Raw genomic sequence first — 22,116 nt, forward strand, 5'->3', positions numbered from 1 at the left:
TGGACGGCTTAAACGCTCTGCTGAATTATAAGCGTATCTTTGTACTTGGCTCTTTGGCTTCATTTTACTTATCTAAATAAAAAATGGCAGAGTTTATTAAACTTTATGAAGAAAACCCGAACCCTAAGCAGGTGCAGCAAGTTGTGGACGTGCTCCGAAAGGGCGGCCTTGTGATCTACCCTACGGATACGGTTTACGGACTTGGTTGCGATATCACCAATACCAAGGCATTGCAGCGAATTGCCCGGATTAAGGGAATAAAGCTTGAAAAGGCCAATTGGTCGTTTATTTGTGCGGATTTGAGCAATCTTTCGGACTATGTTCGCCAAATAGATAGCCCTACGTTCAAGATTCTAAAAAGAACCTTGCCAGGGCCTTATACTTTTATTCTACCGGGAAACAATAATTTACCAAAGGACTTTAAAAAAAAGAAAACGGTAGGTATCCGTGTTCCCGACAATTCAATTGCACGTGCCTTGGTGACAGGGTTGGGACATCCCATTGTTTCTACGTCTATACGGGATGATGATGATATTTTGGAATATACTACCGACCCTGAACTTATTTATGAGAAATGGCAGAATCTTGTGGATATTGTGATCGACGGCGGATACGGTGATAACGTTGCCTCTACGGTAATAGACCTTTCAGGAGACGAACCGGAAGTAATTCGGGAAGGCAAGGGCAGCCTTGAGATATATTAATAAAAAAAGCGGCCAATTTGGCCGCTTTTCTTTTAAAGCTTAAGCTTATTTCTTATTTACCAGAACCACCGATTGCTGGATCCTTCATTCCTTCTTCGATCATGCTATAGAACTGATCGATTTTTGGAAGTACAACAATTCTTGTTCTTCTGTTTTTGGCTCTGTTTGCAGAAGTATCGTTACCTACTAGTGGCACGTAGTAGCTACGTCCGGCAGCAGTCATTCTTGCAGGATCTACACCAAAATCATCTTGTAGTATTCTAACAACGGATGTTGCTCTTTTGGCACTCAAATCCCAGTTGTCAAGTAGAACACCGCTTCTGTAAGGTACGTTATCTGTGTGACCTTCTACCATAAATTCAAAATCAGGCTTGTTGTTCACTACTTTGGCTACTTTGCCAAGTACTTCTTTAGCAGCGTTGGTTACGTTGTAGCTTCCGCTTCTAAACAATAGTTTGTCAGAGATAGAAACGAATACAACACCTTTTTCAACACTGATTTCGATGTCTTCATCGTCCAAGTTGCCCAATACACCTTTTAAGCTCTGTACCAAAGAAAGGTTAACAGAATCTCTACGTGTAACGGCATCTTGCAGTTTTCTAATGGTAAGGTCTTTTTCTTTAAGGCTTTCCAAAGACTTTTCAAGGTTTTCAGCACCTTTTGTGGTAAGCGTAGTCAAGTTGCCCATATTGTTTATGAGTTCTTGGTTGTTCGCTTTAAGGAATGCATTTTGGTCTTCGAGAGTTTTCAACCTAGAGTCAGCGGTTGCTTTATCTTCCAAACAATCGTTCAATTTAACGGTTGCGGAATTTAATAGGTCTTGTGTTTCTTTGTGCTTGGCCTCCAATTCGGCATATTTCTTTTGCGATACGCAAGAGGATAATAGAATCGTCATTGCCAATGTTCCTAGAAAAACTTTTTTCATAGTTCAGATTATAATTTAAGGATTGTTAGATATATCAAATGTTAAAAAACTATACCAAAATTAGATAAAAAGCAAAGTACCTATATTTCGGCTTCGTTAATCTTTTACTAAAATGTTAAAATTCTCTACTTGATGTACGAAGTAGGACCATACTATGGATGTCGTAATATGGTATTTTAATATAAAATTAGCTTTTTCGCGTTTTCTATACATTTTTATAAAGTTAGCATAAAAGCTAAGATGGGCCTGCAAAATGGCGAAACAATGGTCGAATTTTAATTGGAACACAAAACGCAATGCGGCCAAAGCGTCCAAAACTAATCGGGCAAGCACCAAAGGGATTGCTTTTTTTCTGGGAAGATTTTTTGTGATGGAGTACAGCGAGTTCCTAAAGTTGAGAAATGTTTTCTTCGGGTTCATATTGGAAAGGGTGCTCCCGCCCAAATGATACACGCTGCTGAGGCCTACATAATATACTTTATGACCAGCATTTTTTGCGCGCCAACATAAATCAATCTCTTCTTGGTGGGCAAAGTAGTCCTCGTCAAACCCTCCTAATTTCTGAAACACGTCACTTTTAATGAACATACAGGCGCCCGTGGCCCAAAATACTTCTCTAATATCGTTGTACTGTCCTTCGTCTTTTTCGATGGTCTGAAAAATACGCCCCCTACAAAATGGATATCCGAACATATCAATAAATCCACCTGCTGCACCAGCATATTCAAAGTGGTCTTTTTGGATTAGGTCCAAAATTTTTGGTTGAATAATGGATGCTTCGGGAATCGACTTAAAGGCATCTTTGATAGGCTCCAGCCAATTGGGAGTTACTTCCACGTCAGAATTCAATAAACAGAATATGTCAGCTTCAATATGTTCAAGGCCATCGTTATATCCCTTGGCAAAACCACCATTAGAGCTGTTTTGAACTATTCCAATGGTAGGGTAGTGCTGTTGTAAGAAATCAACCGATCCGTCGGTGCTGGCATTGTCCACCACATATATATCGGCTCCATCCGAATGCTTCATAACAGAAGGCAGGAACCTTTCGAGCAAGGCTTCTCCATTCCAGTTGAGTATGACGACGGCGATTTTCAAAACGGAGGCAAATTAACGGCTAAAATCAGGAATATCCTTCAAAAACGTATACTTTTCATTCTCATGGTCCATTTTACAATAATAATGATCCAGGCCGTTGGTCACCATTAAGTATTCAGCCTTTAACTCATAATTGTAGCGGGCTATTTGGTCAAAAGTATCCTGAGTGATTTTTACATCCGGCCCCTTGCATTCGATTAAAAGAAAAATAGAGCCATCAGGGTTGAACACGACAACATCGTATCGCTTCTTTAGGTTGTTGACCGTCAACTGTTTTTCAACATTGATCAAGCTCTTCGGATAATTTTTGGTAAAGACCAAATATCTGAGCACGTGCTGGCGAACCCATTCTTCCGGTTGGAGGACTACAAATTTTTTACGTAGCCCATCAAAAATGTACTGCCTATTTTGGCTATTTTTGATTCGAAACGAATAGGGTGGAAAATTCAAATCTTGCATTCTACAAAACTGATGATATAATTTGAATGGACAAAGTAAAGGAGATTGTATCGGAAATCAACAAGGGAAATCCAAAACCTATATATTTTTTAATGGGGGAGGAGCCCTATTATATTGATAGGATTTCTCAATATATAGCCGAAAATGTACTTACGGAAGATGAGAAAGGCTTTAATCAAATGGTATTGTACGGTAAGGACACCTCTGTGGATGACATAGTTGCGAACGCCAAACGATTTCCTATGATGGCCCAGTACCAAGTGGTAATTGTAAAGGAAGCCCAACATTTGTCAAGAACTATCGAAAACCTTGTTTCTTACGCAGAGAACCCACAGCCGACCACAATTTTGGTGCTTTGCTACAAATACAAGAAGCTGGATAAGCGTAAAAAACTGTACAAGGCCATTAACAAAAGTGGCGAGCTGTTCGAAAGTAAAAAACTCTACGATAATCAAGTGGCGGATTGGATTCGAAGGACCTTAGCGAGTAAAAAGTACAAGATTTCCCCCAAATCCTGTGTAATGCTGGTGGAGTATCTTGGAACTGATTTGAGCAAAATCAGCAACGAACTTGATAAATTGGCTTTGATTGTCCCGCCTGCTACGGAAATAACCCCTGATCTTATCGAAGAGCATATTGGGATAAGCAAAGACTTCAATAATTTTGAGCTGAAAAAAGCGATTGGGGAGCGTGATGTTAAAAAGGCATCACGAATCATTGATTATTTCGTACAGAACCCAAAGGACAATCCCTTTGTGGTTACGGTTACACTACTTAACACCTTTTTCACCCAACTTTTGCAATATCATGGGCTCAAGGACCATTCTCCGGGAAATGTGGCCAAGGTACTTGGCGTTAACCCATATTTTGTAAACGAGTATGTAGTGGCCGCAAAAAATTACCCAATGAAAAGAGTGAGCGGCATTATTTCCAGCTTAAGGAATTTAGATTTAAAGGGAAAAGGGGTAGGTGCCAGCAATATGGGACAGGCCGATTTGCTGAAAGAACTACTATCCGAAATAATCTAAAGATTACTTTTTATCCACACTGTACTTGCCCGGACCCAATAGCATGATGATCACAAAAATTGTAAGGTAAAGCAATGGCAACTCTTTTCTTCCGAAAGGATCTGAACCATGGGCAATAAAAGCAGCAACAAACATTGTAATGGCTGCGGGAATAGCGGCCCATCGTGTTTTAAATCCGATGATCATTAATAGGGGGCAGATAAATTCACCAATAACAGCTAAAAACAATGAAGGAGCTTGTCCAATCCCAAAAGGATCGGCAAATTCCGTGTTGCCATTGATAAGTTTCATAAGTTTTGGATAACCATGGGTCAGCATAAATGCAGATGGTACAATTCTAAGCAATGCGAGACCAAGGTGGATCAGAGTATTGTTTTTCATTCGAGGGGTAAAATTATTCCCCGTGAAATTAAAGATTATGTTTTAAAAAACGTAACATTAATTGACGAAAAGTGCTTTTGAATTGACGTATAAGGAAATACTAACGCAAAGACGGATACGATTTAGGGTTGGATTCATGCATAATTTGGTACACTTTCTCAAAAATATCCTCGGCATTGGGTTTGGAAAAATAATCCCCATCAGAAGCATAAGCTGGCCTATGTTCCTTGGCCGATAACGTTTGTGGTGCACTGTCCAAATATTTGTAACCACCTTGCTTTTCGACCACTTCTTGCATCAAATATGCCGAACACCCACCTGGAACATCTTCATCAATCACCAAAAAGCGATTGGTTTTCTGAAGACTTTTTACTACGTCATGGTCTAAATCAAAAGGAAGAAGTGATTGTGCATCGATAACCTCGGCATCAATGCCTACTTCCAATAAATCGTTTGCTACTTTTTCCACAATACGAAGTGTGGAACCGTATGATAAGAGTGTAATATCCGTTCCTTCTTTAAGGGTTTCCACCTTGCCAATTGGTGTGCAGAACTCTCCTAAATTGGCAGGTTTTTGCTCTTTTAGGCGATACCCGTTAAGGCTTTCTATGACCAAAGCTGGCTCGTCACTTTTCATAAGTGTATTGTAGAATCCCGCTGCCTGGGTCATATTCCTTGGTACTAAAATGTACATTCCTCTTAATAAATGCACCAATCCTCCCATAGGGGACCCGGAGTGCCAGATTCCTTCCAAGCGGTGCCCTCGTGTACGGACGATGAGCGGGGCTTTTTGCTTACCCACGGTCCGGTACATCAAAGTGGCCAAATCATCGCTCAAAGTTTGAATTGCGTAAAGGATATAATCCAGATACTGTATTTCGGCTATGGGCCGTAATCCACGGAGTGCCATACCGATTCCTTGGCCTATTATAGATGTTTCACGAATTCCAGTATCGGCAATCCTTAGTTCGCCATACTTCTTTTGAAGGCCTTCCAGTCCTTGGTTTACATCGCCAATATTTCCAGTGTCCTCACCAAAAATAAGTGCCTCAGGATACTTGGAGAAAAGAGCGTCAAAATTGTCCCTCAAAATGATTCTTCCGTCGACTTCCTCGGTTTTTTCAGGATAAGAAGGTGCTACAGACTCTATTTTTGTGGCTTTGTTGCCCAGCTCATTGTAAAGATGCGAACTGTAATGGGGTTGGTTTTCTATCAAGAAGCCATCTATCCACTGCTGAAGCTGTTTTTTTTCCGTGGTAGATTCTCCCAAAAGGTAACGTAGTGCTTGTCTCGCCTTCGATGCCAAGTCTTTTCTTAATGGCTCCTCTACTGCGATTAAATCATTCTTTAATTTATTGATGAAGGCTCTATTTGGGCTTTGTGCGGCTACTTTTTCTAATAGTTGCACCAATTCCTTTTTTGCGGTCAATTGTGGCTTCAAAAACTCGGACCAAGCTTCTTTTTTAGCGGAACGTACTTTGTGCTTTATGTCGCGCTCCACCTTTTTGAGTTCATCTTCGGTACTTATACCATTCTCAATGATCCATTCCCTAAAGCGTTTGTTGCAATCATTTTTTCGTTCCCATTCCAAACGTTCGGAGGATTTATACCTTTCGTGCGACCCAGAGGTAGAGTGACCTTGGGGCTGGGTCAATTCCGTTACATGGACCAACACAGGTACATGACCTTCGCGGGCAATGTCCGAAGCGTTTTCAAAAGCATGTATCAAGGCGGTATAATCCCATCCCTTGACTTTTAAGATTTCAAAGCCATCATGTTCTTCATCACGCTGTAATCCACTCAAAGCTTCGGAAATGTCACCTTTGGTGGTATGGAACTCGGAGGGTACGGAGATTCCGTATTCATCATCCCAAATGCTTATTACCATGGGCACCTGCATTACCCCAGCTGCATTCAGGGTTTCAAAAAAATGACCTTCGCTGGTACTTGCATTACCAATGGTTCCCCAAGCTACTTCATTTCCGTTTTTGGAGAAATTGGTCTGGTCGATACCTTCAACATGGCGATATATTTTTGAAGCTTGGGCCAAACCGAGCAAACGAGGCATTTGGCCTGCAGTACAGGAAATATCCGCGCTACTGTTCTTTTGTTCGGTCAGGTTTTTCCATGTTCCATCTTCATTTAGGCTATGGGTCACAAAATGCCCGCCCATTTGCCTTCCGGCACTCATAGGTTCCTTCTCCAGATCCGTTGTGGCATAAAGCCCATGAAAAAATGCTTTGGGGCTTAAGTAGCCCAAAGCCATCATAAAAGTTTGGTCACGATAATAACCGCTTCTAAAATCACCATCCTGGAATGCTCTTGCCATTGCAAGTTGGGGGAGCTCTTTGCCGTCTCCGAATATTCCAAACTTGGCTTTTCCCGAAAGTACTTCGCGACGTCCCAATAGACTACATTCCCTACTCATAACGGCAGTCTCGTAATCTTGAAGAATTTGAGATTTGAAATCGTCAAAAGAGATGTCGTTACTTGTGCTAGGTTTAGGTTTCATGGAAATTTGAAGATTTATGCAAAACTATTAAAAATACATCAAAATAGCAACATCAAATCTTGTTAATAAAATGAGAATTTATCAAAATAAACGCAATAAAAATTAATTTATATTAATTATAGGTGATTTATTGTGTGTTGAATTATTGATTTGACAATCAAAACCACTTTCGTGTAAACAAACCTGTTAAGGTTCTAGGACTAATGGTAACTATAAAACGAATACGCTCTCCATAGTTGTCCTGAGCTATTTCCCACCCCCGGTTGGAGTATACTGGAAAGTAGAGTTCAAAATAATCCGTCACTAAATTTAAGCGGATACCGGAATCGTAAACAAAACGAGGGTTGTCGCCTTTGTTCCTTAGGAACCCTAAGTCACCATACGCCTCGACCCATCGCCAAATATTGGTGCTGGCGTTTGTTGTGGCGATCCAATCGTTTGCAAAAGGGTTTTCCAACTTTGATTTAAAGCCTCCCTCGGCAATAATAACTTGTTGGCTGTATATGCCGGAATCTTCTGACCGACCCAGATAAGCAAGGTCGAACATATAATCCGTTGGTCTGTCCAATGCAAAACTGAAAAAATTGGACTCTGTGTCGTTCCTTAAAAATTTACCTGCATAGAAACGTAGATTAAACTGGCGGTTGCTCTGAAAAAGCTTTCTGTATTCGAATTCAAAAGCAAGCTTTGTGAATTCGCTTGAATGTTGAGCATCTATGGACCAAAGGGAGTAGTTAAGGATGTTGTTGTCCACATCGGTATATCGAGCGTTCAAGACGCCATAGTCTGGGTCGGTATCCAACTCGCCAACAAGGCTCTCATCTATGCTCCTGTAAACACTGCGATACCTAAAAAGAAGGTTTTGTCTGCGATTGGAACGCAAGTCGTTCGGACGCCACCCAAAACTCACCGCTGGCGTAATTGTGGTAAATCGAGAGTTTTCCTGAAAGTGCGACGTTGAAGCAGAAAACGAATAATTGGTGACGTAAAGCCCGGTTTTCTTGTGGTATTTTCTATATCTAAAACCAACTTTCCCTACCATTGTTTTTTCTAGAAATGAATAAGTAGGGGAGATGTCATACTGGAATTGACGCTCTAAAAAGGTTTTGTTGTACAATCGTAATCCAGGTGTAATACCATCATAAAGGTTGAAGTTTGCAATGGGTACATAAAAAACCTGATTATAATAAGGGTCTTCGGTATCCTTAAAGAATTGAAACTTCAATTTTTTATTGCTGGACAGCCACCCGTTCAAGGTCTTCCAGTTATCACGTTGATTGAATTCCGGAATTTTTTGGTCGTAATTAAGTACCAGTCTATCCTCACTTTTTCTAGGTATGGTAAAGGTTTTTGTACTATCAATATCCGAAAACCAATACTGCGATACCACTGTATCATTTTCCAACCCAAAAACAGATATGGGAACATTGGTGCCCCTCTTGTTTTTTAGCGTGAAGGTGATAGAGTCCTCAGACTTTTGGATCTTTTTGATTTTGAAATCTATTTTCTTGTCCGTGGATACATATTCATCAAAAAACCAATCAACATCTTTGTCAGCATATTTTTCAATGGTTGTCCTAAAGTCAGTAGCACTAACCTGTTGCTTCTGTTTGTAATTTTTATAAAAGTCCAGCACTGTGCTATCAATCTCTTTTTTGCCCAAGTATGCAGACAAATATGACATCCCAAGCCCAGCTTTATAGCCATTGGCGATTTTTTCGTTGAACTTGATCAATGAATCGTTGGAGGTGGTCAGTGCTTGATCGATGTTTTTTCGTGCGGGCAACATGCTGAACAAAGAGTATTGTTCGTTAAAATCCATTTGGGCGAGATGAAAGTTCTTAAGCCCCCAGATTCTGGACAGTTTTCCAATCAGTTTTTGATTGGGGTAATGTTCCTCCACAAATTTTATCATAAGATAATATCCAATGGCATCGTTCACCCATCGTTCTTTCCTTGGATTTAGATATAAGGATTCCTTCAGATAATTTCGAATGGCCGTTTTTAAAAATTTCATTTCAAACTGGAATCGCTCCTCGTAAGGCCTTATAAAAGATGGAAGTTGGCTGATTCCGTACAGCGGTGACCTGTTGTAGTCATATTCGCTTACCAAAAGATTATCATGGGGGTATTCCCCAAGGTTCTCATAAAGAAACTGTGAAATATTGTTTATGGATATGCCCTGGGCTATTTCTTCATATTTATTGGATTCGATATCGGTGGTGATATTAAGGTGGCCGGTGATGTGCTTGGTGAACCTTTCATCTATGGTCAGGATAATTTCACAACTCTTTCTTTGGTCACCAAATAGCTGTACGTGTTTGCCCCCGGGGAAATTGGAAACAACGGACATACGATAATTAGAGGCAACATATAGCAGGTTCGGAAAAGTGAAGTTAATTCGTGTGTCGGTGATATCGGTATAGAGATCGTCCAGGTTCATATTATCGTAAAGTTCCCAGTCTCCATTTGTAAAAACTGCAGGGGTAAGGTACCAATCCTTTAAATTATACCCGTTGCCCGTATGCCCATATCCAGTAAACTTGGCATCCGGCAATTTAATGGTGTAGGTAAAAAATAGCTTAACAGACTCTCCGGGTTTAAGGATTTCATTTAGGTTGACGGCAATGATATCCGTATTGCCGCGGCGTTTCCAATCCAAACCTGCATAATTGCTGTCAACAATAGATTTTATAGTGGTTTTTCCGCGTTCCCTGTCCTTTGCCAAATGCAAGCTCCTATTGAATTCTTCACCAAATCTCTTTGCCAGTGCCGTGTTTTTGTTGGAGTACGCATGGTTCCAGTCGTTGAAATACAACGTGGAGAGCCCCTTTTGGGACTGATTCACATAGGTGAAGTGTTGTCGTATACGAATTTGATTGGTGGGTCCATCAAGTATGGCCACAATCTCATTTTGGTGTTGCGACCAAAGTTTGGGGCACACCATAATGATAAGCAGCGAAACGCTAAGTAAAGCTCGATGGATAATCAATGTAGTAGGCTTAAAAATTTGGACTCAATGTTCTGCCTTTGTAGAAAGCGTCTATAATTTCAACAACCTCATCTTCTGTGTCTACTAATTTGATCAAATCTAGGTCTTTTGGACTAATGTTACCGGCTTCGACCAACGTATTTTTGATCCAATCCAAAAGCCCCTTCCAAAATTCGGTACCAACAAGTATAATAGGGAATGTATGTATTTTGTGGGTTTGGATAAGAGTTAGTGCTTCAAAGAATTCATCCAATGTGCCGAACCCTCCCGGCATTACGACAAAACCTTGCGAATACTTCACAAACATCACTTTCCGTACAAAAAAGTAATCAAAGTCAAGGCTCTTATCATCATCAATGTAGGGATTGTCATGCTGTTCAAATGGTAAGTCAATGTTCAGCCCAACGGAAGTTCCACCTGCTAAGCTGGCACCTTTGTTACCAGCTTCCATAATTCCGGGACCTCCACCGGTGATTACCCCATAACCCGCCTCGGCGATTTTTTGGGATATTTTTACCGCTAAATCATAATAATCATGTCCTTCACGTACCCTTGCCGACCCAAAAATGGAGACACAGGGGCCTATTCTGCTCATTTTTTCAAATCCATTGACAAACTCGCCCATAATTTTGAATATGGCCCATGAGTCGTTTGTCTTTATCTCATTCCATCCCTTGGAATGTTGTTCTCTTCGCATATGCATAACTTTTATTTAAACTGCTCGTGCAATTTTTTGTTTTGTGTTTTCCAATTCTTTCTTTAAAAATTTGGCGGTGTAACTTTTCTTGTCCTTGGCCACTTCTTCGGGAGTTCCTGTAGCAACAACTTTTCCGCCGCCTCGTCCACCTTCGTAACCAATATCGATGATGTAGTCCATCATTTTAATGACATCCATATTGTGTTCTATGACCAAAATGGTATTGCCCTTGTCCACTAAACGGTCGAGTACGTCCATAAGTACTCTAATGTCTTCAAAATGCAAGCCTGTTGTTGGTTCGTCGAGGATGTAAAAGGTGTTTCCGGTATCTCTTTTGGAGAGTTCTGTTGCCAATTTCACCCGTTGGGCCTCTCCACCAGAGAGGGTGGTGGATTGTTGCCCTAATGATATATAACCCAAACCTACATCTTTTATTGTTTTAAGTTTACGATGAATTTTTGGAATATTCTCAAAGAAATCCACAGCTTCGTTGATGGTCATTTCCAAAACATCGGCAATCGATTTGCCCTTGTAACGGATTTCCAAGGTTTCCCTGTTGAACCTTTTACCATTACAGGTTTCACATTCCACGTACACATCGGGCAAAAAGTTCATTTCAATGACTTTAAGGCCGCCACCTTGGCAAGTTTCGCATCGTCCCCCTGCCACATTAAAGCTAAAACGACCGGGTTTATAACCACGAATGGTAGCTTCGGTAGTTTTGGAGAACAAGGAACGTATTTCACTAAAAACGCCAGTATAGGTGGCTGGATTTGAACGTGGCGTTCGGCCAATCGGGGATTGGTTGATGTCGATTACCTTGTCAATATGCTCCAGTCCCTTTATCTTTTTATAGGGCATTGGTTTCTTAACGCCGTTAAAGTAATGGGCGTTCATAATAGGGTAGAGGGTCTCATTCACTAAAGTGGATTTGCCACTACCCGAAACACCTGTGACACCGATTAATTTTCCCAAAGGAAAATCCACCGTCACGTTTTTAAGATTGTTACCGGTACAGCCAGAGAGCGTAATTTTTTTACCCGTTCCCTTTCGCCTCTCTTTCGGGACGGGGATTTCCAGTTCCCCTGTGATGTATTTTGCGGTCAAGGTTTGTTGGTTCACCAAATCCTTGGGACTTCCTTCGGAAATAATCTTGCCACCGTGCTTGCCCGCCTTGGGGCCGATATCTATCACATGGTCCGCGCACTCGATCATATCACGGTCGTGTTCTACCACAATTACGGAATTTCCAATATCTCGCAGTGCTTCCAAGGAATGAATCAAACGTTCGTTGTCGCGTTGGTGTAAGCCAATACTAGGTTCGTCTAAGATATAGAGGACACCTACCAATTGAGAACCAATCTGTGTAGCCAGTCGAATACGTTGCGCTTCACCACCTGACAATGATTTGGAGCTTCGGTTCAATGATAGATAGTCCAGCCCCACATCCAACAAAAACCCGACACGGGCTTTGATCTCTTTTATGATTTCTTCGGCAATCTTTTTCTGATTGCCTTCCAACGAACCTTCCAAATGCATGAAGAAAGCAGCAAGCTCGGCAATATCCATTCGGGCCAGTTCGGCAATGTTCTTACCGTCTATCTTAAAATAGAGGGACTCTTTTCGCAATCGTGAGCCTTCGCAAGCAGGACACTCCACTTTATCCATGTAATCTTTGGCCCATCTTTTTATGGAAGTGGAGTTGGCTTCTTCGTACTGGGTTTTGATGAAGTTGGAAATGCCTTCGTAATCAATTCTATACTGTCTTTTTACGCCCAGACTTTTGGAATCGACCTCAAAACTTTCTTTGCCGCCGTTCAAAATAACGTTCATGGCTTCTTCCGGAATCTTTTCAATGGCATCCGTCAAATCAAAATTATAGCGCTGCGCAATGGTTTCCAGTTGTTTGAAGGCCCAAGATTTTTTGTATTCGCCCAAGGGGGCAAGTCCACCAGATTTAATGGATATTTTTTTGTTGGGAATGATTTTATTCTCGTTAACCTGGTACACGTGGCCCAATCCACTACATTCCGGACACATTCCTTTCGGAGAGTTGAAGGAAAACGTGTTTGGCTCAGGAGTAGGATAGGAGATGCCCGATGATGGACACATTAAATCCCTGCTGAAATACCGGGGAACGGTTTCGCCCTCTTCCAAAATCATCAGAACATTGTCCCCACTGTACATGGCCGTATTGATGGTTTCGCTCAAGCGTTTATGGAAATCTTCGCTATCGACGACCTTCAAACGATCGATTACAATCTCAATATCGTGGGTTTTGTATCGGTCTACCTTCATCCCTTTGGTGATGTCGGTAATCTCACCATCTACCCGAACTTTTACAAACCCTTGCTTGGCAATTTGCTCGAACAATTCACGGTAATGTCCCTTACGTGACTTAATTACGGGGGCAAGCACATTGATCTTCTTGTCCTTGTACGATTCAATGATCAAATCTTTGATCTGCTCATCGCTGTAGCTCACCATTTTTTCGCCCGTATTATAACTGTAGGCGTCGCCAGCACGAGCGAACAGCAATCTTAAAAAGTCGTAAACCTCCGTAATGGTGCCCACGGTAGATCGAGGGGATTTTGAAGTGGTCTTCTGTTCTATGGCGATTACAGGTGAAAGACCATCTATTTTATCCACATCGGGTCGTTCCAAACCGCCCAAAAATTGTCTGGCGTAGGCCGAGAAGGTTTCGATGTACCTGCGTTGGCCTTCGGCATAAATGGTATCAAAGGCCAAAGAGGATTTACCACTGCCCGAAAGTCCGGTAATGACCACAAGCTTTTCTCGTGGAATTGTAACATCTATATTTTTAAGATTATGGACCCTTGCGCCCTTAACCTCAATATGTTCTTCGTAATTGATCATAAATCATAGCAAACCTCAAATGTAGCGATTTGGGATTTAAAAAGGAAGTAGCCTTTTGGTTTCGTTTTTGTTAACGAAAGATGTTTAAAGTACCATGCTTTCCATCAAATGATGAGGCGGACGCCTCCGAGCTCCTGCAAAGGGTATGGGAATTTATCGCTGGGGCTTCCAATAAACATAAAATTGATGGGGATATTCCATTTTTCGGAGAGTTCTTTTATTTTTTTGGGTGTAAATTCTCCTTTCAATTGAATGTATTCGATTTTAATTTCGGGATATTCCCTATCCAGTACTTTTAAATCAGATATAAAGCTGTCGGTGGCCTGTTCTCCTTCCGGAAAAATAGATACGATTTTTAATTTGCGGGTATGCTCGTTGTTTCGGATATACAGCAGCACTTTGTTGAGAGCGGCCACATCATCTTTCTTGGTAAAATAGACAAACTCTTGGTCGTTGATGTGGTCGATTACCCGATTGATACCTCGATAGGATTTTACCAAAAACCGGTTGATGGGGTCAAGAAAATACCGAATCAAACGTAATAACAATTTTAACAGGGCCGTCCTATTGAGCATTACCAAAACCAGGGCTATGGTCGGAACAAAATATTCCATAAACACAACCAAATAGTCAGGGTTCAAAAGAATATTTCCCACTAAAGCCGTAATAACCGCAGCAATGGCAACAAGCAAGGACAACCAACCAGAGCGTTCAGGTCGTGGCAGGTTTTTTCGCCTTACTTTAAGCAAAATATTACCAATACCAAAAAGTGCCATTACGGACAAAAAGGCTATGGTATATACACCGGCCAAAGCTTCCAAGTCACCTTCGGTAATCAATAGAATGGAAACACAAAGCATAAAAAACACGATGGCAATCCGGTAGGTGCTTCCGTTCTTGTTACGCTTTAATAAAAATGGGGGCAGGATTCTATCCAAAGTGATACGCTCCACCAGACCGGACACGCCCACAAAAGAGGTAAGTACGGCCCCGCTCAAAACCAGTACGGCATCCACAGAAACCAAGAAGGATAACCAAGAACCACTTACTTGGTTGCCCATTATGGATAGCAATGCTTCACTATTGGACTCTATATCTGAAATAGGTAGAACGGCCAGCGCCAAAAAGGCAATCAAGGGATTAAAAATGGTGACCACCACCCACATATTGCGCAAGGTTTTGGGAAACACGCCTTTTTTCTGCTCTTCAACAAAGTTAGCAGAGCTTTCGAACCCGCTTATGCCCAACATGGCCGCAGAAAACCCAAAGAACAGAGCCATGGGCAACGCACCGTGCTTTACGGGCAGTGCGTTGTTGTCGGCAAATACATCCAAGCCATGTTCGAAAAGATAGATGCCCGCGAATGAGGATAATAAAACCAAAGAAGCCAAATGGAAAATAAAAATGGCAATGGCCACTTTGGAAGATTCGCCAATACCGATGATAACCAGTCCCATAAATAAGGCCAATAGGCCTATGGTGGCCAAAATCACGGGCAGTTGTGGCACAATGTTCTTTAAATAAGCCATGGCCTCATTGGCGGAGATTACCGCGGTGGCCATATACGATAATAAGGTCAAGGACGCAGCCAAAGATGCCATTCCCTTGCTGGTGGTGTTCAACAGGGCGTTGTAGGCCCCTCCGTTCATAGGTAGTGCCCCGACTACTTCGCCGTAAATTTTCCGAAATAAAAAGAGAACAACACCAACGATCAACAAGGAAATCCATGCATATTGGCCTGCGTGCAAAACGGCCAAAGCGGATACGTAAAGACAAGAAGAACTGATGTCGTTACCACTGATGGAAGTTGAAGCCAACTCCCCGAGCTTTGCTCTTATTTTTCGTGGTTCCATGAATACTGGTTTAAAAAACCGACAACGAAGTTAGGGCTTACAACCAAAAAATCTAAATTTGAGAACAGAAAACAAATACAATTATGAAAATATTAGGCATAGGCTCTAGAATAGACCATCCGGAATATGGCAAAGGGGTGGTCACCAACGTATCGTCCAAACATTATTGGGTCACTTTTTTGGAAAATGGATTGGAAACCATTGATTTGGATGCTGAATTCGAAGTGATTGAAGGCGTAGAGGCCGAAGTGGACAGTGTGAGCTTTTTTGATGTGGAACAATCCTTGGTGAAGATTCTTGAAAAATGGAGCGATACCCACGAAAAAGTAGCCATGGCTGACAAATGGAAGGGTGGTAAACTGGTTTTGGAACCCGATGATGGCACGGCCAACAAGGAAATGCCCATTGAGACCTTTTTCCATAAAATTGTGATGGTGCGGGACCGTATCCGCGTGATGGAACAAAAAATAAATAGCAGTAAAAACCTTGATGATCAAGAAAAGGTGGACCTACAGCAATATATTACCCGCATTTATGGTAGTTTGACCAGTTTTAATGTACTGTTCAAGACCAAGAATGACCATTTTGTGGGGGAGAAGAGTAGGTAAGCATAAGCAAGATGTTTGGTCAGGATGTCTGCCTAAACAATAAACAATGCCTTTCTATCAATGATAAAAAGGCATTGCTTTTAGCGTTTCTCAAGATGCTTTTAAAATTTCTTTAGAAATAGTTTTGTCCTTCAAACCACGAACCAACGATACAAAAGCATCCAAATCGTCACGGTTGGTGGCGATACCCACCGAAATTCTTATCGAACCTCGCATTACTTGTAAAAAATCAATCATATCCAAATAATTTCCGGATACACGACTTTTAAAATATTGATCTATTTCATTGGTGTTCATACAATTGATGGTTTCATCTAATCCCGGATTACAAAAACAACCTGAACGAAGGGAAATGTTTCTATCGTTGGCCATTTCCTCAATTTGGTGAAAATCAATTTTCGACCCATCGGGATTTTTAAAACACATACTCATGGTGCCCCCGGTATTCAATCTTTTGGGATGCCCAAATATTTCCAACTGAGGTGCTCCATTGCTATGTGTTAAATCCTTCAATCTGTAAAAAATGTACTCCATTAATGAGCCCACCCGTTCATTAAGCCGTTTCATCCCTATCGATTTCAAATAGTCCAATCCAATTTTTAATGCAGGAATGTCCAAATAGTTGAGTGTGCCATCTTCAAATCGTTCATGATTGTCCATCAAAAAGTGATGTGGGGTCATTGCAGAAGCTAAATTAACAGTTCCTCCTGCAAACCATTTTTTCTGCAGTTTTCCGAATGAAGATTTTTTTATTAATAAGCAACCCAATCCCGTAGGATAACCAAACATTTTATAAAATGAGACAGCAACAAAGTTAGGGGAGTGTTTCGTCAAATCTAAAGGAGAGGTAGGCGCAAAGGCCGCTGCATCCAATAAAACATCCCAGCCATAACTTTGGGCTGTGGAAATCCATTGAAGATCATGTTTGATGCCCGATACGTTCGATTGTGCGGGATAAGCAAATAGTTTTGATGTTCTTGAGGAATTTTTCAGACTATTAAATAGCTTATCTCTGGAAACGCCTAGGTCGATTCTGTTCATTGGCACATATTCGTTGACACCGCCAGCATTTTTACAATATTCCCTTATACCGTTAACTGAGTTATGATTGTCGGCTAGCAATAAAAAATGTCCATCATTTTCAAATGGATAACATTCTCCCACAATTTTCAGTGCACCGGAGGCATTTGGTGTAAAAACACAGTAATAGTCATGGGCCTTAAAAAATGAAATGATTGCATCCCTTGCCTCTTCCACCAAGTTGGTGGATAATTCTGAAGTTGGATTGGAGGAGTGGGGGTTTCCAAAGGTATTTGAAGCCAATAACTCCATATGTTCATTTAATTGGGAGCTCGCGTACAAACTTCCACCCGTATAATCTAAATAAACGTGTCCGTCCCTATCCAACCTTTCATAGTTTTTTGCTCTGAGACGATTAAAATACGCATCATGCAAAAGCTCTACATTTTGTGAACTTAACCCCTGAATCTTTTTTATAAGTAACTCTAACATAATTATGATCTTTTCGCCTGTATCACAAATGTTTATAAGTAATGTTGCAACTTGGTAGAAAAGCTACTAGGGGTTATGAGATGCAAAAACTAAATAATTGACCAAGAATTAGTAAATCTTGAATACCATTCGTGATTGCAGGACATTATTTAATATAAACCTAGATAATTTAAGATACACCTGTATGCTCAAGATATGTTTGAAGCAATAAAAAATTCTTTTGGATCAAAAATCCAGAATGGAGGCATGAAAATTGAAAAAACAAGATAGTTGCAGGTATCTTTGGCCTCAATCGATTCTTAAGGGCTAAATTCAAGTTTGGAGATAATGGAAGAATCCATTTTTCGAGTTGCTGCTCAAACTATCAAATCATTAAGCTGTAACCTTCTTCTCGCTCAAATACTTCCAATACCTTTTTGGTACATGCTGTTTGTGCAATTTTGGATTAATCCGTGAAGCAATGTTAGTGCTTTTAAAATAATCGTTCCACAGCGTTTGGTATTCGTATTCCTCGTTGGTGAAGGCATCACTTTTTACCGTTTTATTATGATGGATATCTTTCAGGTTCAAGGATACCATCTCCACATGGTCCAAATCATAGTAGATGCCATATTTACGCCTCACATCATAAATTAACCATTTTTGGTCTGCGTAACGGTCACGAAAATGTTTGGAAATCAAGGGTAAAACATCAAAATCAGGTTCGATATTGGCAAAATAAATTTCATCCTTGGTCAATTGAAACCGTACAAAGGCTTCCATACGGTGCTTTTCGCGCCCCACTTTTTTAGCTAATTGGGCAATATGCAGCACCGTACTGTCCGAATAGTCCAAATACTTCCCATTTTTGGTGCGCATCAATTTTTGAATATAGTTGTAGAGCATCATTTCTACACCTTCGGCTTCGCTCAAAAAAGCAAAATACACATTGGAGATGGCATTGTGGCTTTTGTTACGGATTCCGTTCCATACACGTTTCGCTTTCTCCACGTTTGTAAAAACTGTTTCCGTTTCTGAGAACAATCCGTTTTGGGATTGATTGTTCTTTTGAATGTCTGCCACGTTGATTTTTTCATCAAAGGCGACGAAGACGGCGGTCAGAAATCCATTAAAACTTCCGTCATAAACTAAGGTTGTTGAAGCATTCATCATGTTTGCTTTTTAGTTTCTTTTATGTCATTTCGAAGGAGTTTACAACTGAGAAATCTAGATTTCTCCCCTTCGGTCGAAATGACTTACTCATCAATTGCCAATTCCTAATTGAACAATGACAATTGTGTACTGTACTGATTCCGAAATTTCCCAGAGGAAGTTTGCAGGATCATGCCTTTTATTTTCTCCGCGTCCATATCACGACGTTCCCAAAGTCGGGAATCACAAACCATAAAATATTGGGCACGGTTGAGGGCCACACCGATTTTTTTCAGATGGTCCCAGTTCAATTTTCGAAATTTTCTTGCTTTTATAATTTTATATACCGATTGCATCCCAATCCCTGGAATTCGGGCCAATAGATGCTTATCGGCCGAGTTCACATCCACTGGAAAATGATGTAAGTTTCGCAAAGCCCATGAGAGTTTAGGGTCCACGTCCATATCCAAATTGGGATGTTGGGTATTCAAAAGCTCTCCAACAGAAAAACCATAAAAACGCAGCAGCCAATCGGTTTGGTACAACCTGTTCTCTCGCAACATGGGGACTTTGGAGCCAATGGCGGGTAACCGGGAATCGTGAGTCACGGGCACATATCCGGAATAATACACACGCTTCATATTGTAGGTTTTATAGTAATAGGATGCAGAATACATAATATCCTTATCCGATTCTCCGGAAGCACCCACAATCATTTGGGTGCTTTGGCCCGCAGGGGCATACTTGGGAGTGCTTTTGATGATTTTTCGTTCAGTTGTATATCGTACGATTTCATTTTTCACCTTTTCCATCGGTTTGGTAAAGTCTTCATGCTTTTTGTCCGGGGCCAATAATTTTAATCCTGAAACGGTCGGCACTTCAATGTTTACCGAAAGTCTGTCGGCATAGAGCCCTGCCTGGTACATTAATTCGTCGCTAGCGCCGGGGATTGATTTTAAATGGATGTACCCATTAAAATTTTCCTCTTCCCGCAGTTTTTTGGCCACCGCTACCAAACGTTCCATGGTATGGTCGGGACTTTTGAATATTCCCGAGCTCAGAAAAAGTCCCTCGATATAATTTCTTCGGTAAAAATTGATGGTCAGGTCCACTACTTCTTGCACCTTAAAGGCAGCTCTTGGGACATCGTTCGATTTACGGGTAACACAATAGGCACAATCAAAAATGCAGTGATTGGTCAAAAGAATCTTTAATAGTGATACGCATCGACCATCTGCCGTGTAGGTGTGGCAAATTCCCATTTTGGAAGCATTGCCCAATCCGTTATTTTTATTGGAACGGTCACTTCCGCTGCTCGCACAAGAGACATCGTACTTTGCAGCGTCTGCCAATATATTTAGTTTTTCTCGTATCCGTTCAAAATTCATAACTTGGAAATATTCCAACCAAAAATATGGAAATAATCCAATATATGGAAATATTCCATAAAAATTTTTGGAAATATTCCAAAATAGCTATATTTGAGCATGGATTGTCTGAATGAGCATATTCCAGAATTAACATACTGCTTTATATCTCGACTACGCTCGTCACGACATTATCAACCTGATGATGGAAAATGAAATAACTTTAAAACGATTTACCGATCTACGGAGGGAGCTTGGTTTTACACAGACTGAATTTGCCGATTTGCTTGGTGTTAAAAACACGACAGCGGATATAGAGCGGGGGAGAACCAAACTTTCGGGCAAAGTGGTGAGCGAGCTTTTAAAACAGTTTAAGATTAACCCACTTTGGTTGTTCGGTGAAAGTGATCAGAAACACTTGGATACCTCCAAAACCAGTGTTATTCCAAAGGTGGTAACAGTTGATAATTCGGACAACGATAACATGGTAATGGTAAATGCCAAAGCCGCGGCCGGGTATCCACAGAATATTTCCGATACAAGCTGGTATAGGCAGTTGCCCGCTTTTGATATGCCCATTCCAGAGTTTAGAAATGCCACTTATCGTGGTTTTCAGGTGGAAGGGGACAGTATGTTGCCGAATTTAAGGCCCAATGACTGGGTTTTGGCAAGAGCAATCGAGCATATAGACCATGTGAGTCCGAATAAAATGTATGTGGTGGTGCTGCAGGATTCGGTGATGGTAAAAAAGATTGAACGTAAGCCCAATTCCAATGACATCACATTGGTCTCTTTGAATGAAACTTACCCGCCCTACGAAATCAAACCCTTTCAAATCCAAGAAATTTGGGAAGTAAGCAGTAAATTGACCTTTAATGTGGATGCCACCACGGAAACAGGCTTGCTCAGACAGCTTCAGGAATCAATGGAGGAGCTGAAAAAGCAAATTGCAGGAAATTAGAATTACTTTCTAAAAACCAACCCCCTTTGTTTTGGTCTGAATTCTCATCAGATAGTTATGGGCGGTCATATAAAGGACCGAGCCATCATCGCCCCATGCACAATTGGCGGTTCGTTGTCCGGTTGCTATGCGTCCCAACAGCTTTCCTTGCGGCGTGATGACCAAAACACCACTAGGTCCGGTCGAAAATATAGTTCCGTCCATGGCAATTTTAAGTCCATCCAGAGAACCTATTAGCCCCTCTTTTTGCAATTCAGAAGCGTCAAAAAAGATTCGGCCATTATCCAATGTGCCGTCACTTTTTATATCGTAGGCCATAATGTAGGGCTCATCGGAATCTGATTGGTTGACATAAAGTATATCTTCATCCAATGAAAGTGCCACGCCATTTGGTCTTTTCAGATCGGAAACTACCATCTCCACATTTCCATCGTTATCTATTTTATAAACACCGAATGCATCTATTTCACGGAAAGGGGAATCTTGTTGCTCTGGCAAACCGTACGGGGGATCGGTAAAATAATAAATGCCCGTCGAGGTCTGTACGATATCATTTGGACTGTGGAACCGTTTGCCCCGCCAAGTATCGGCAATCGTAACTTTACCGCCTTTGGTCAATGGCATTTTGGAAATCCTACGGTCTCCATGTTCACTGGCCACTAGCTCACCTTGATTATTGATGATCAACCCGTTGCTCCCGGGCTCACGACTATAGGGTAGGATACCGGTATACCCGGATGGTTTTAAGAATTCAGAAATGCCTTCAGCTTCGTTCCATTTAAAAATGGTGTTTTGAGGAACATCGGAAAAAAGAAGAAACCCATCCTTTTTTACCCAGACAGGACCTTCGGCCCATATAAATCCTTCAGCGAGTACTTCAATTTTTGCATTCTTATCCACATAGTCAAAAAAGGCATCTTCGTTGGCCACCAACTCTCCCGTGGTGCTTTGCTGGGCGGAACACCCGAGGGAAATGCTCAATAGAATAACGGCTAGGTTTTTCATTTCTAA

General features: G+C 41.2%; 17 protein-coding genes. 4 read left to right on the top strand and 13 right to left on the bottom strand.

The annotated features are described in order from the left end of the window. Nucleotides 1–83 precede the first annotated feature (83 nt). Nucleotides 84–704, top strand: coding sequence for an L-threonylcarbamoyladenylate synthase (locus tag K1F36_RS00325; protein WP_220112019.1), 621 nt, complete (start codon nt 84–86; stop codon nt 702–704). A gap of 52 nt (nt 705–756) precedes the next feature. On the opposite strand, the gene K1F36_RS00330 is transcribed toward K1F36_RS00325, so the two are convergent. The 3 genes from K1F36_RS00330 to K1F36_RS00340 all read right to left on the bottom strand — a co-directional run bounded on the left by K1F36_RS00330 (nt 757) and on the right by K1F36_RS00340 (nt 3,186). Then, nucleotides 757–1,629: an OmpA family protein gene (locus K1F36_RS00330; RefSeq protein WP_108247019.1), complete on the bottom strand. Its 873-nt coding sequence runs from the start codon at nt 1,627–1,629 to the stop codon at nt 757–759. 96 nt (nt 1,630–1,725) lie between these two features. Beyond that, nucleotides 1,726–2,727 carry a glycosyltransferase family 2 protein gene (locus K1F36_RS00335; RefSeq protein ID WP_220112020.1) on the bottom strand — a complete coding sequence of 334 codons (1,002 nt, stop codon included), beginning with the start codon at nt 2,725–2,727 and terminating at the stop codon, nt 1,726–1,728. Between the two features lie 12 nt (nt 2,728–2,739). Further along, on the bottom strand, nt 2,740–3,186 hold the full coding sequence (locus K1F36_RS00340) for a type I restriction enzyme HsdR N-terminal domain-containing protein (RefSeq protein WP_220112021.1): 447 nt from the start codon (nt 3,184–3,186) through the stop codon (nt 2,740–2,742). 26 nt (nt 3,187–3,212) lie between these two features. Here K1F36_RS00340 and holA point away from each other — a divergent pair, with 26 nt between their 5' ends. Continuing rightward, nucleotides 3,213–4,214: a DNA polymerase III subunit delta gene (holA, locus tag K1F36_RS00345; protein ID WP_220112022.1), complete on the top strand. Its 1,002-nt coding sequence runs from the start codon at nt 3,213–3,215 to the stop codon at nt 4,212–4,214. A 3-nt stretch (nt 4,215–4,217) separates the two neighbouring features. Here holA and K1F36_RS00350 read toward each other — a convergent pair whose 3' ends face one another. The 6 genes from K1F36_RS00350 to K1F36_RS00375 all read right to left on the bottom strand — a co-directional run bounded on the left by K1F36_RS00350 (nt 4,218) and on the right by K1F36_RS00375 (nt 15,526). Continuing rightward, nucleotides 4,218–4,595: a DoxX family protein gene (locus K1F36_RS00350; protein WP_220112023.1), complete on the bottom strand. Its 378-nt coding sequence runs from the start codon at nt 4,593–4,595 to the stop codon at nt 4,218–4,220. A gap of 100 nt (nt 4,596–4,695) precedes the next feature. After that, a complete protein-coding gene (locus K1F36_RS00355; RefSeq protein WP_220112024.1) occupies nt 4,696–7,107 on the bottom strand; it encodes an alpha-ketoacid dehydrogenase subunit alpha/beta in 2,412 nt (803 codons plus the stop codon). Between the two features lie 157 nt (nt 7,108–7,264). After that, nucleotides 7,265–10,054, bottom strand: a complete 2,790-nt coding sequence (locus K1F36_RS00360; RefSeq protein WP_258538881.1) for a gluzincin family metallopeptidase — start codon at nt 10,052–10,054, stop codon at nt 7,265–7,267. Nucleotides 10,055–10,109: 55 nt separating this feature from the next. Continuing rightward, entirely contained in the window at nt 10,110–10,796 is a 687-nt protein-coding gene (locus K1F36_RS00365; RefSeq protein WP_220112025.1) for an LOG family protein, read from the bottom strand. Nucleotides 10,797–10,811: 15 nt separating this feature from the next. Then, nucleotides 10,812–13,673, bottom strand: a complete 2,862-nt coding sequence (uvrA, locus tag K1F36_RS00370; RefSeq protein WP_220112026.1) for an excinuclease ABC subunit UvrA — start codon at nt 13,671–13,673, stop codon at nt 10,812–10,814. A 104-nt stretch (nt 13,674–13,777) separates the two neighbouring features. After that, nucleotides 13,778–15,526: an APC family permease gene (locus K1F36_RS00375; protein ID WP_220112027.1), complete on the bottom strand. Its 1,749-nt coding sequence runs from the start codon at nt 15,524–15,526 to the stop codon at nt 13,778–13,780. A gap of 83 nt (nt 15,527–15,609) precedes the next feature. Between K1F36_RS00375 and K1F36_RS00380 the strand changes: the two genes are divergently transcribed. Further along, nucleotides 15,610–16,134, top strand: a complete 525-nt coding sequence (locus K1F36_RS00380) for a hypothetical protein (protein WP_220112028.1) — start codon at nt 15,610–15,612, stop codon at nt 16,132–16,134. A gap of 90 nt (nt 16,135–16,224) precedes the next feature. Here K1F36_RS00380 and K1F36_RS00385 read toward each other — a convergent pair whose 3' ends face one another. From K1F36_RS00385 to K1F36_RS00395, 3 genes are all read right to left on the bottom strand, one after another. After that, nucleotides 16,225–17,646 (bottom strand): aminotransferase class V-fold PLP-dependent enzyme, encoded by a 1,422-nt coding sequence (locus K1F36_RS00385; RefSeq protein ID WP_220112029.1) that lies wholly within the window; start codon nt 17,644–17,646, stop codon nt 16,225–16,227. A gap of 372 nt (nt 17,647–18,018) precedes the next feature. Then, on the bottom strand, nt 18,019–18,795 hold the full coding sequence (locus K1F36_RS00390; protein ID WP_220112363.1) for a TIGR03915 family putative DNA repair protein: 777 nt from the start codon (nt 18,793–18,795) through the stop codon (nt 18,019–18,021). Nucleotides 18,796–18,902: 107 nt separating this feature from the next. Next, nucleotides 18,903–20,165 (bottom strand): putative DNA modification/repair radical SAM protein, encoded by a 1,263-nt coding sequence (locus K1F36_RS00395; RefSeq protein ID WP_220112030.1) that lies wholly within the window; start codon nt 20,163–20,165, stop codon nt 18,903–18,905. Between the two features lie 184 nt (nt 20,166–20,349). On the opposite strand from K1F36_RS00395, the gene K1F36_RS00400 reads away from it, so the two are divergent. Next, a complete protein-coding gene (locus tag K1F36_RS00400) occupies nt 20,350–21,105 on the top strand; it encodes an XRE family transcriptional regulator (protein ID WP_220112364.1) in 756 nt (251 codons plus the stop codon). A 9-nt stretch (nt 21,106–21,114) separates the two neighbouring features. On the opposite strand, the gene K1F36_RS00405 is transcribed toward K1F36_RS00400, so the two are convergent. Then, nucleotides 21,115–22,110 (bottom strand): SMP-30/gluconolactonase/LRE family protein, encoded by a 996-nt coding sequence (locus tag K1F36_RS00405; protein ID WP_220112031.1) that lies wholly within the window; start codon nt 22,108–22,110, stop codon nt 21,115–21,117. Between the last annotated feature and the right edge of the window lie 6 nt (nt 22,111–22,116).

The organism is Flagellimonas abyssi (genome assembly GCF_019457905.1).
Classification (GTDB): Bacteria; Bacteroidota; Bacteroidia; order Flavobacteriales; family Flavobacteriaceae; genus Flagellimonas; species Flagellimonas abyssi.

What these genes read in the sequence shown, in the direction of transcription:
- K1F36_RS00350 (WP_220112023.1), bottom strand. Translation starts at nt 4,595, where the DNA reads ATGAAAAACAATACTCTGATCCACCTTGGTCTCGCATTGCTTAGAATT.
- K1F36_RS00360 (WP_258538881.1), bottom strand. Translation starts at nt 10,054, where the DNA reads ATGGTGTGCCCCAAACTTTGGTCGCAACACCAAAATGAGATTGTGGCC.
- K1F36_RS00330 (WP_108247019.1), bottom strand. Translation starts at nt 1,629, where the DNA reads ATGAAAAAAGTTTTTCTAGGAACATTGGCAATGACGATTCTATTATCC.
- K1F36_RS00365 (WP_220112025.1), bottom strand. Translation starts at nt 10,796, where the DNA reads ATGCGAAGAGAACAACATTCCAAGGGATGGAATGAGATAAAGACAAAC.
- K1F36_RS00340 (WP_220112021.1), bottom strand. Translation starts at nt 3,186, where the DNA reads ATGCAAGATTTGAATTTTCCACCCTATTCGTTTCGAATCAAAAATAGC.
- holA (WP_220112022.1), top strand. Translation starts at nt 3,213, where the DNA reads ATGGACAAAGTAAAGGAGATTGTATCGGAAATCAACAAGGGAAATCCA.
- K1F36_RS00385 (WP_220112029.1), bottom strand. Translation starts at nt 17,646, where the DNA reads ATGTTAGAGTTACTTATAAAAAAGATTCAGGGGTTAAGTTCACAAAAT.
- K1F36_RS00405 (WP_220112031.1), bottom strand. Translation starts at nt 22,110, where the DNA reads ATGAAAAACCTAGCCGTTATTCTATTGAGCATTTCCCTCGGGTGTTCC.
- K1F36_RS00355 (WP_220112024.1), bottom strand. Translation starts at nt 7,107, where the DNA reads ATGAAACCTAAACCTAGCACAAGTAACGACATCTCTTTTGACGATTTC.
- K1F36_RS00400 (WP_220112364.1), top strand. Translation starts at nt 20,350, where the DNA reads ATGGAAAATGAAATAACTTTAAAACGATTTACCGATCTACGGAGGGAG.
- K1F36_RS00380 (WP_220112028.1), top strand. Translation starts at nt 15,610, where the DNA reads ATGAAAATATTAGGCATAGGCTCTAGAATAGACCATCCGGAATATGGC.
- K1F36_RS00390 (WP_220112363.1), bottom strand. Translation starts at nt 18,795, where the DNA reads ATGAATGCTTCAACAACCTTAGTTTATGACGGAAGTTTTAATGGATTT.
- K1F36_RS00395 (WP_220112030.1), bottom strand. Translation starts at nt 20,165, where the DNA reads ATGAATTTTGAACGGATACGAGAAAAACTAAATATATTGGCAGACGCT.
- uvrA (WP_220112026.1), bottom strand. Translation starts at nt 13,673, where the DNA reads ATGATCAATTACGAAGAACATATTGAGGTTAAGGGCGCAAGGGTCCAT.
- K1F36_RS00325 (WP_220112019.1), top strand. Translation starts at nt 84, where the DNA reads ATGGCAGAGTTTATTAAACTTTATGAAGAAAACCCGAACCCTAAGCAG.
- K1F36_RS00375 (WP_220112027.1), bottom strand. Translation starts at nt 15,526, where the DNA reads ATGGAACCACGAAAAATAAGAGCAAAGCTCGGGGAGTTGGCTTCAACT.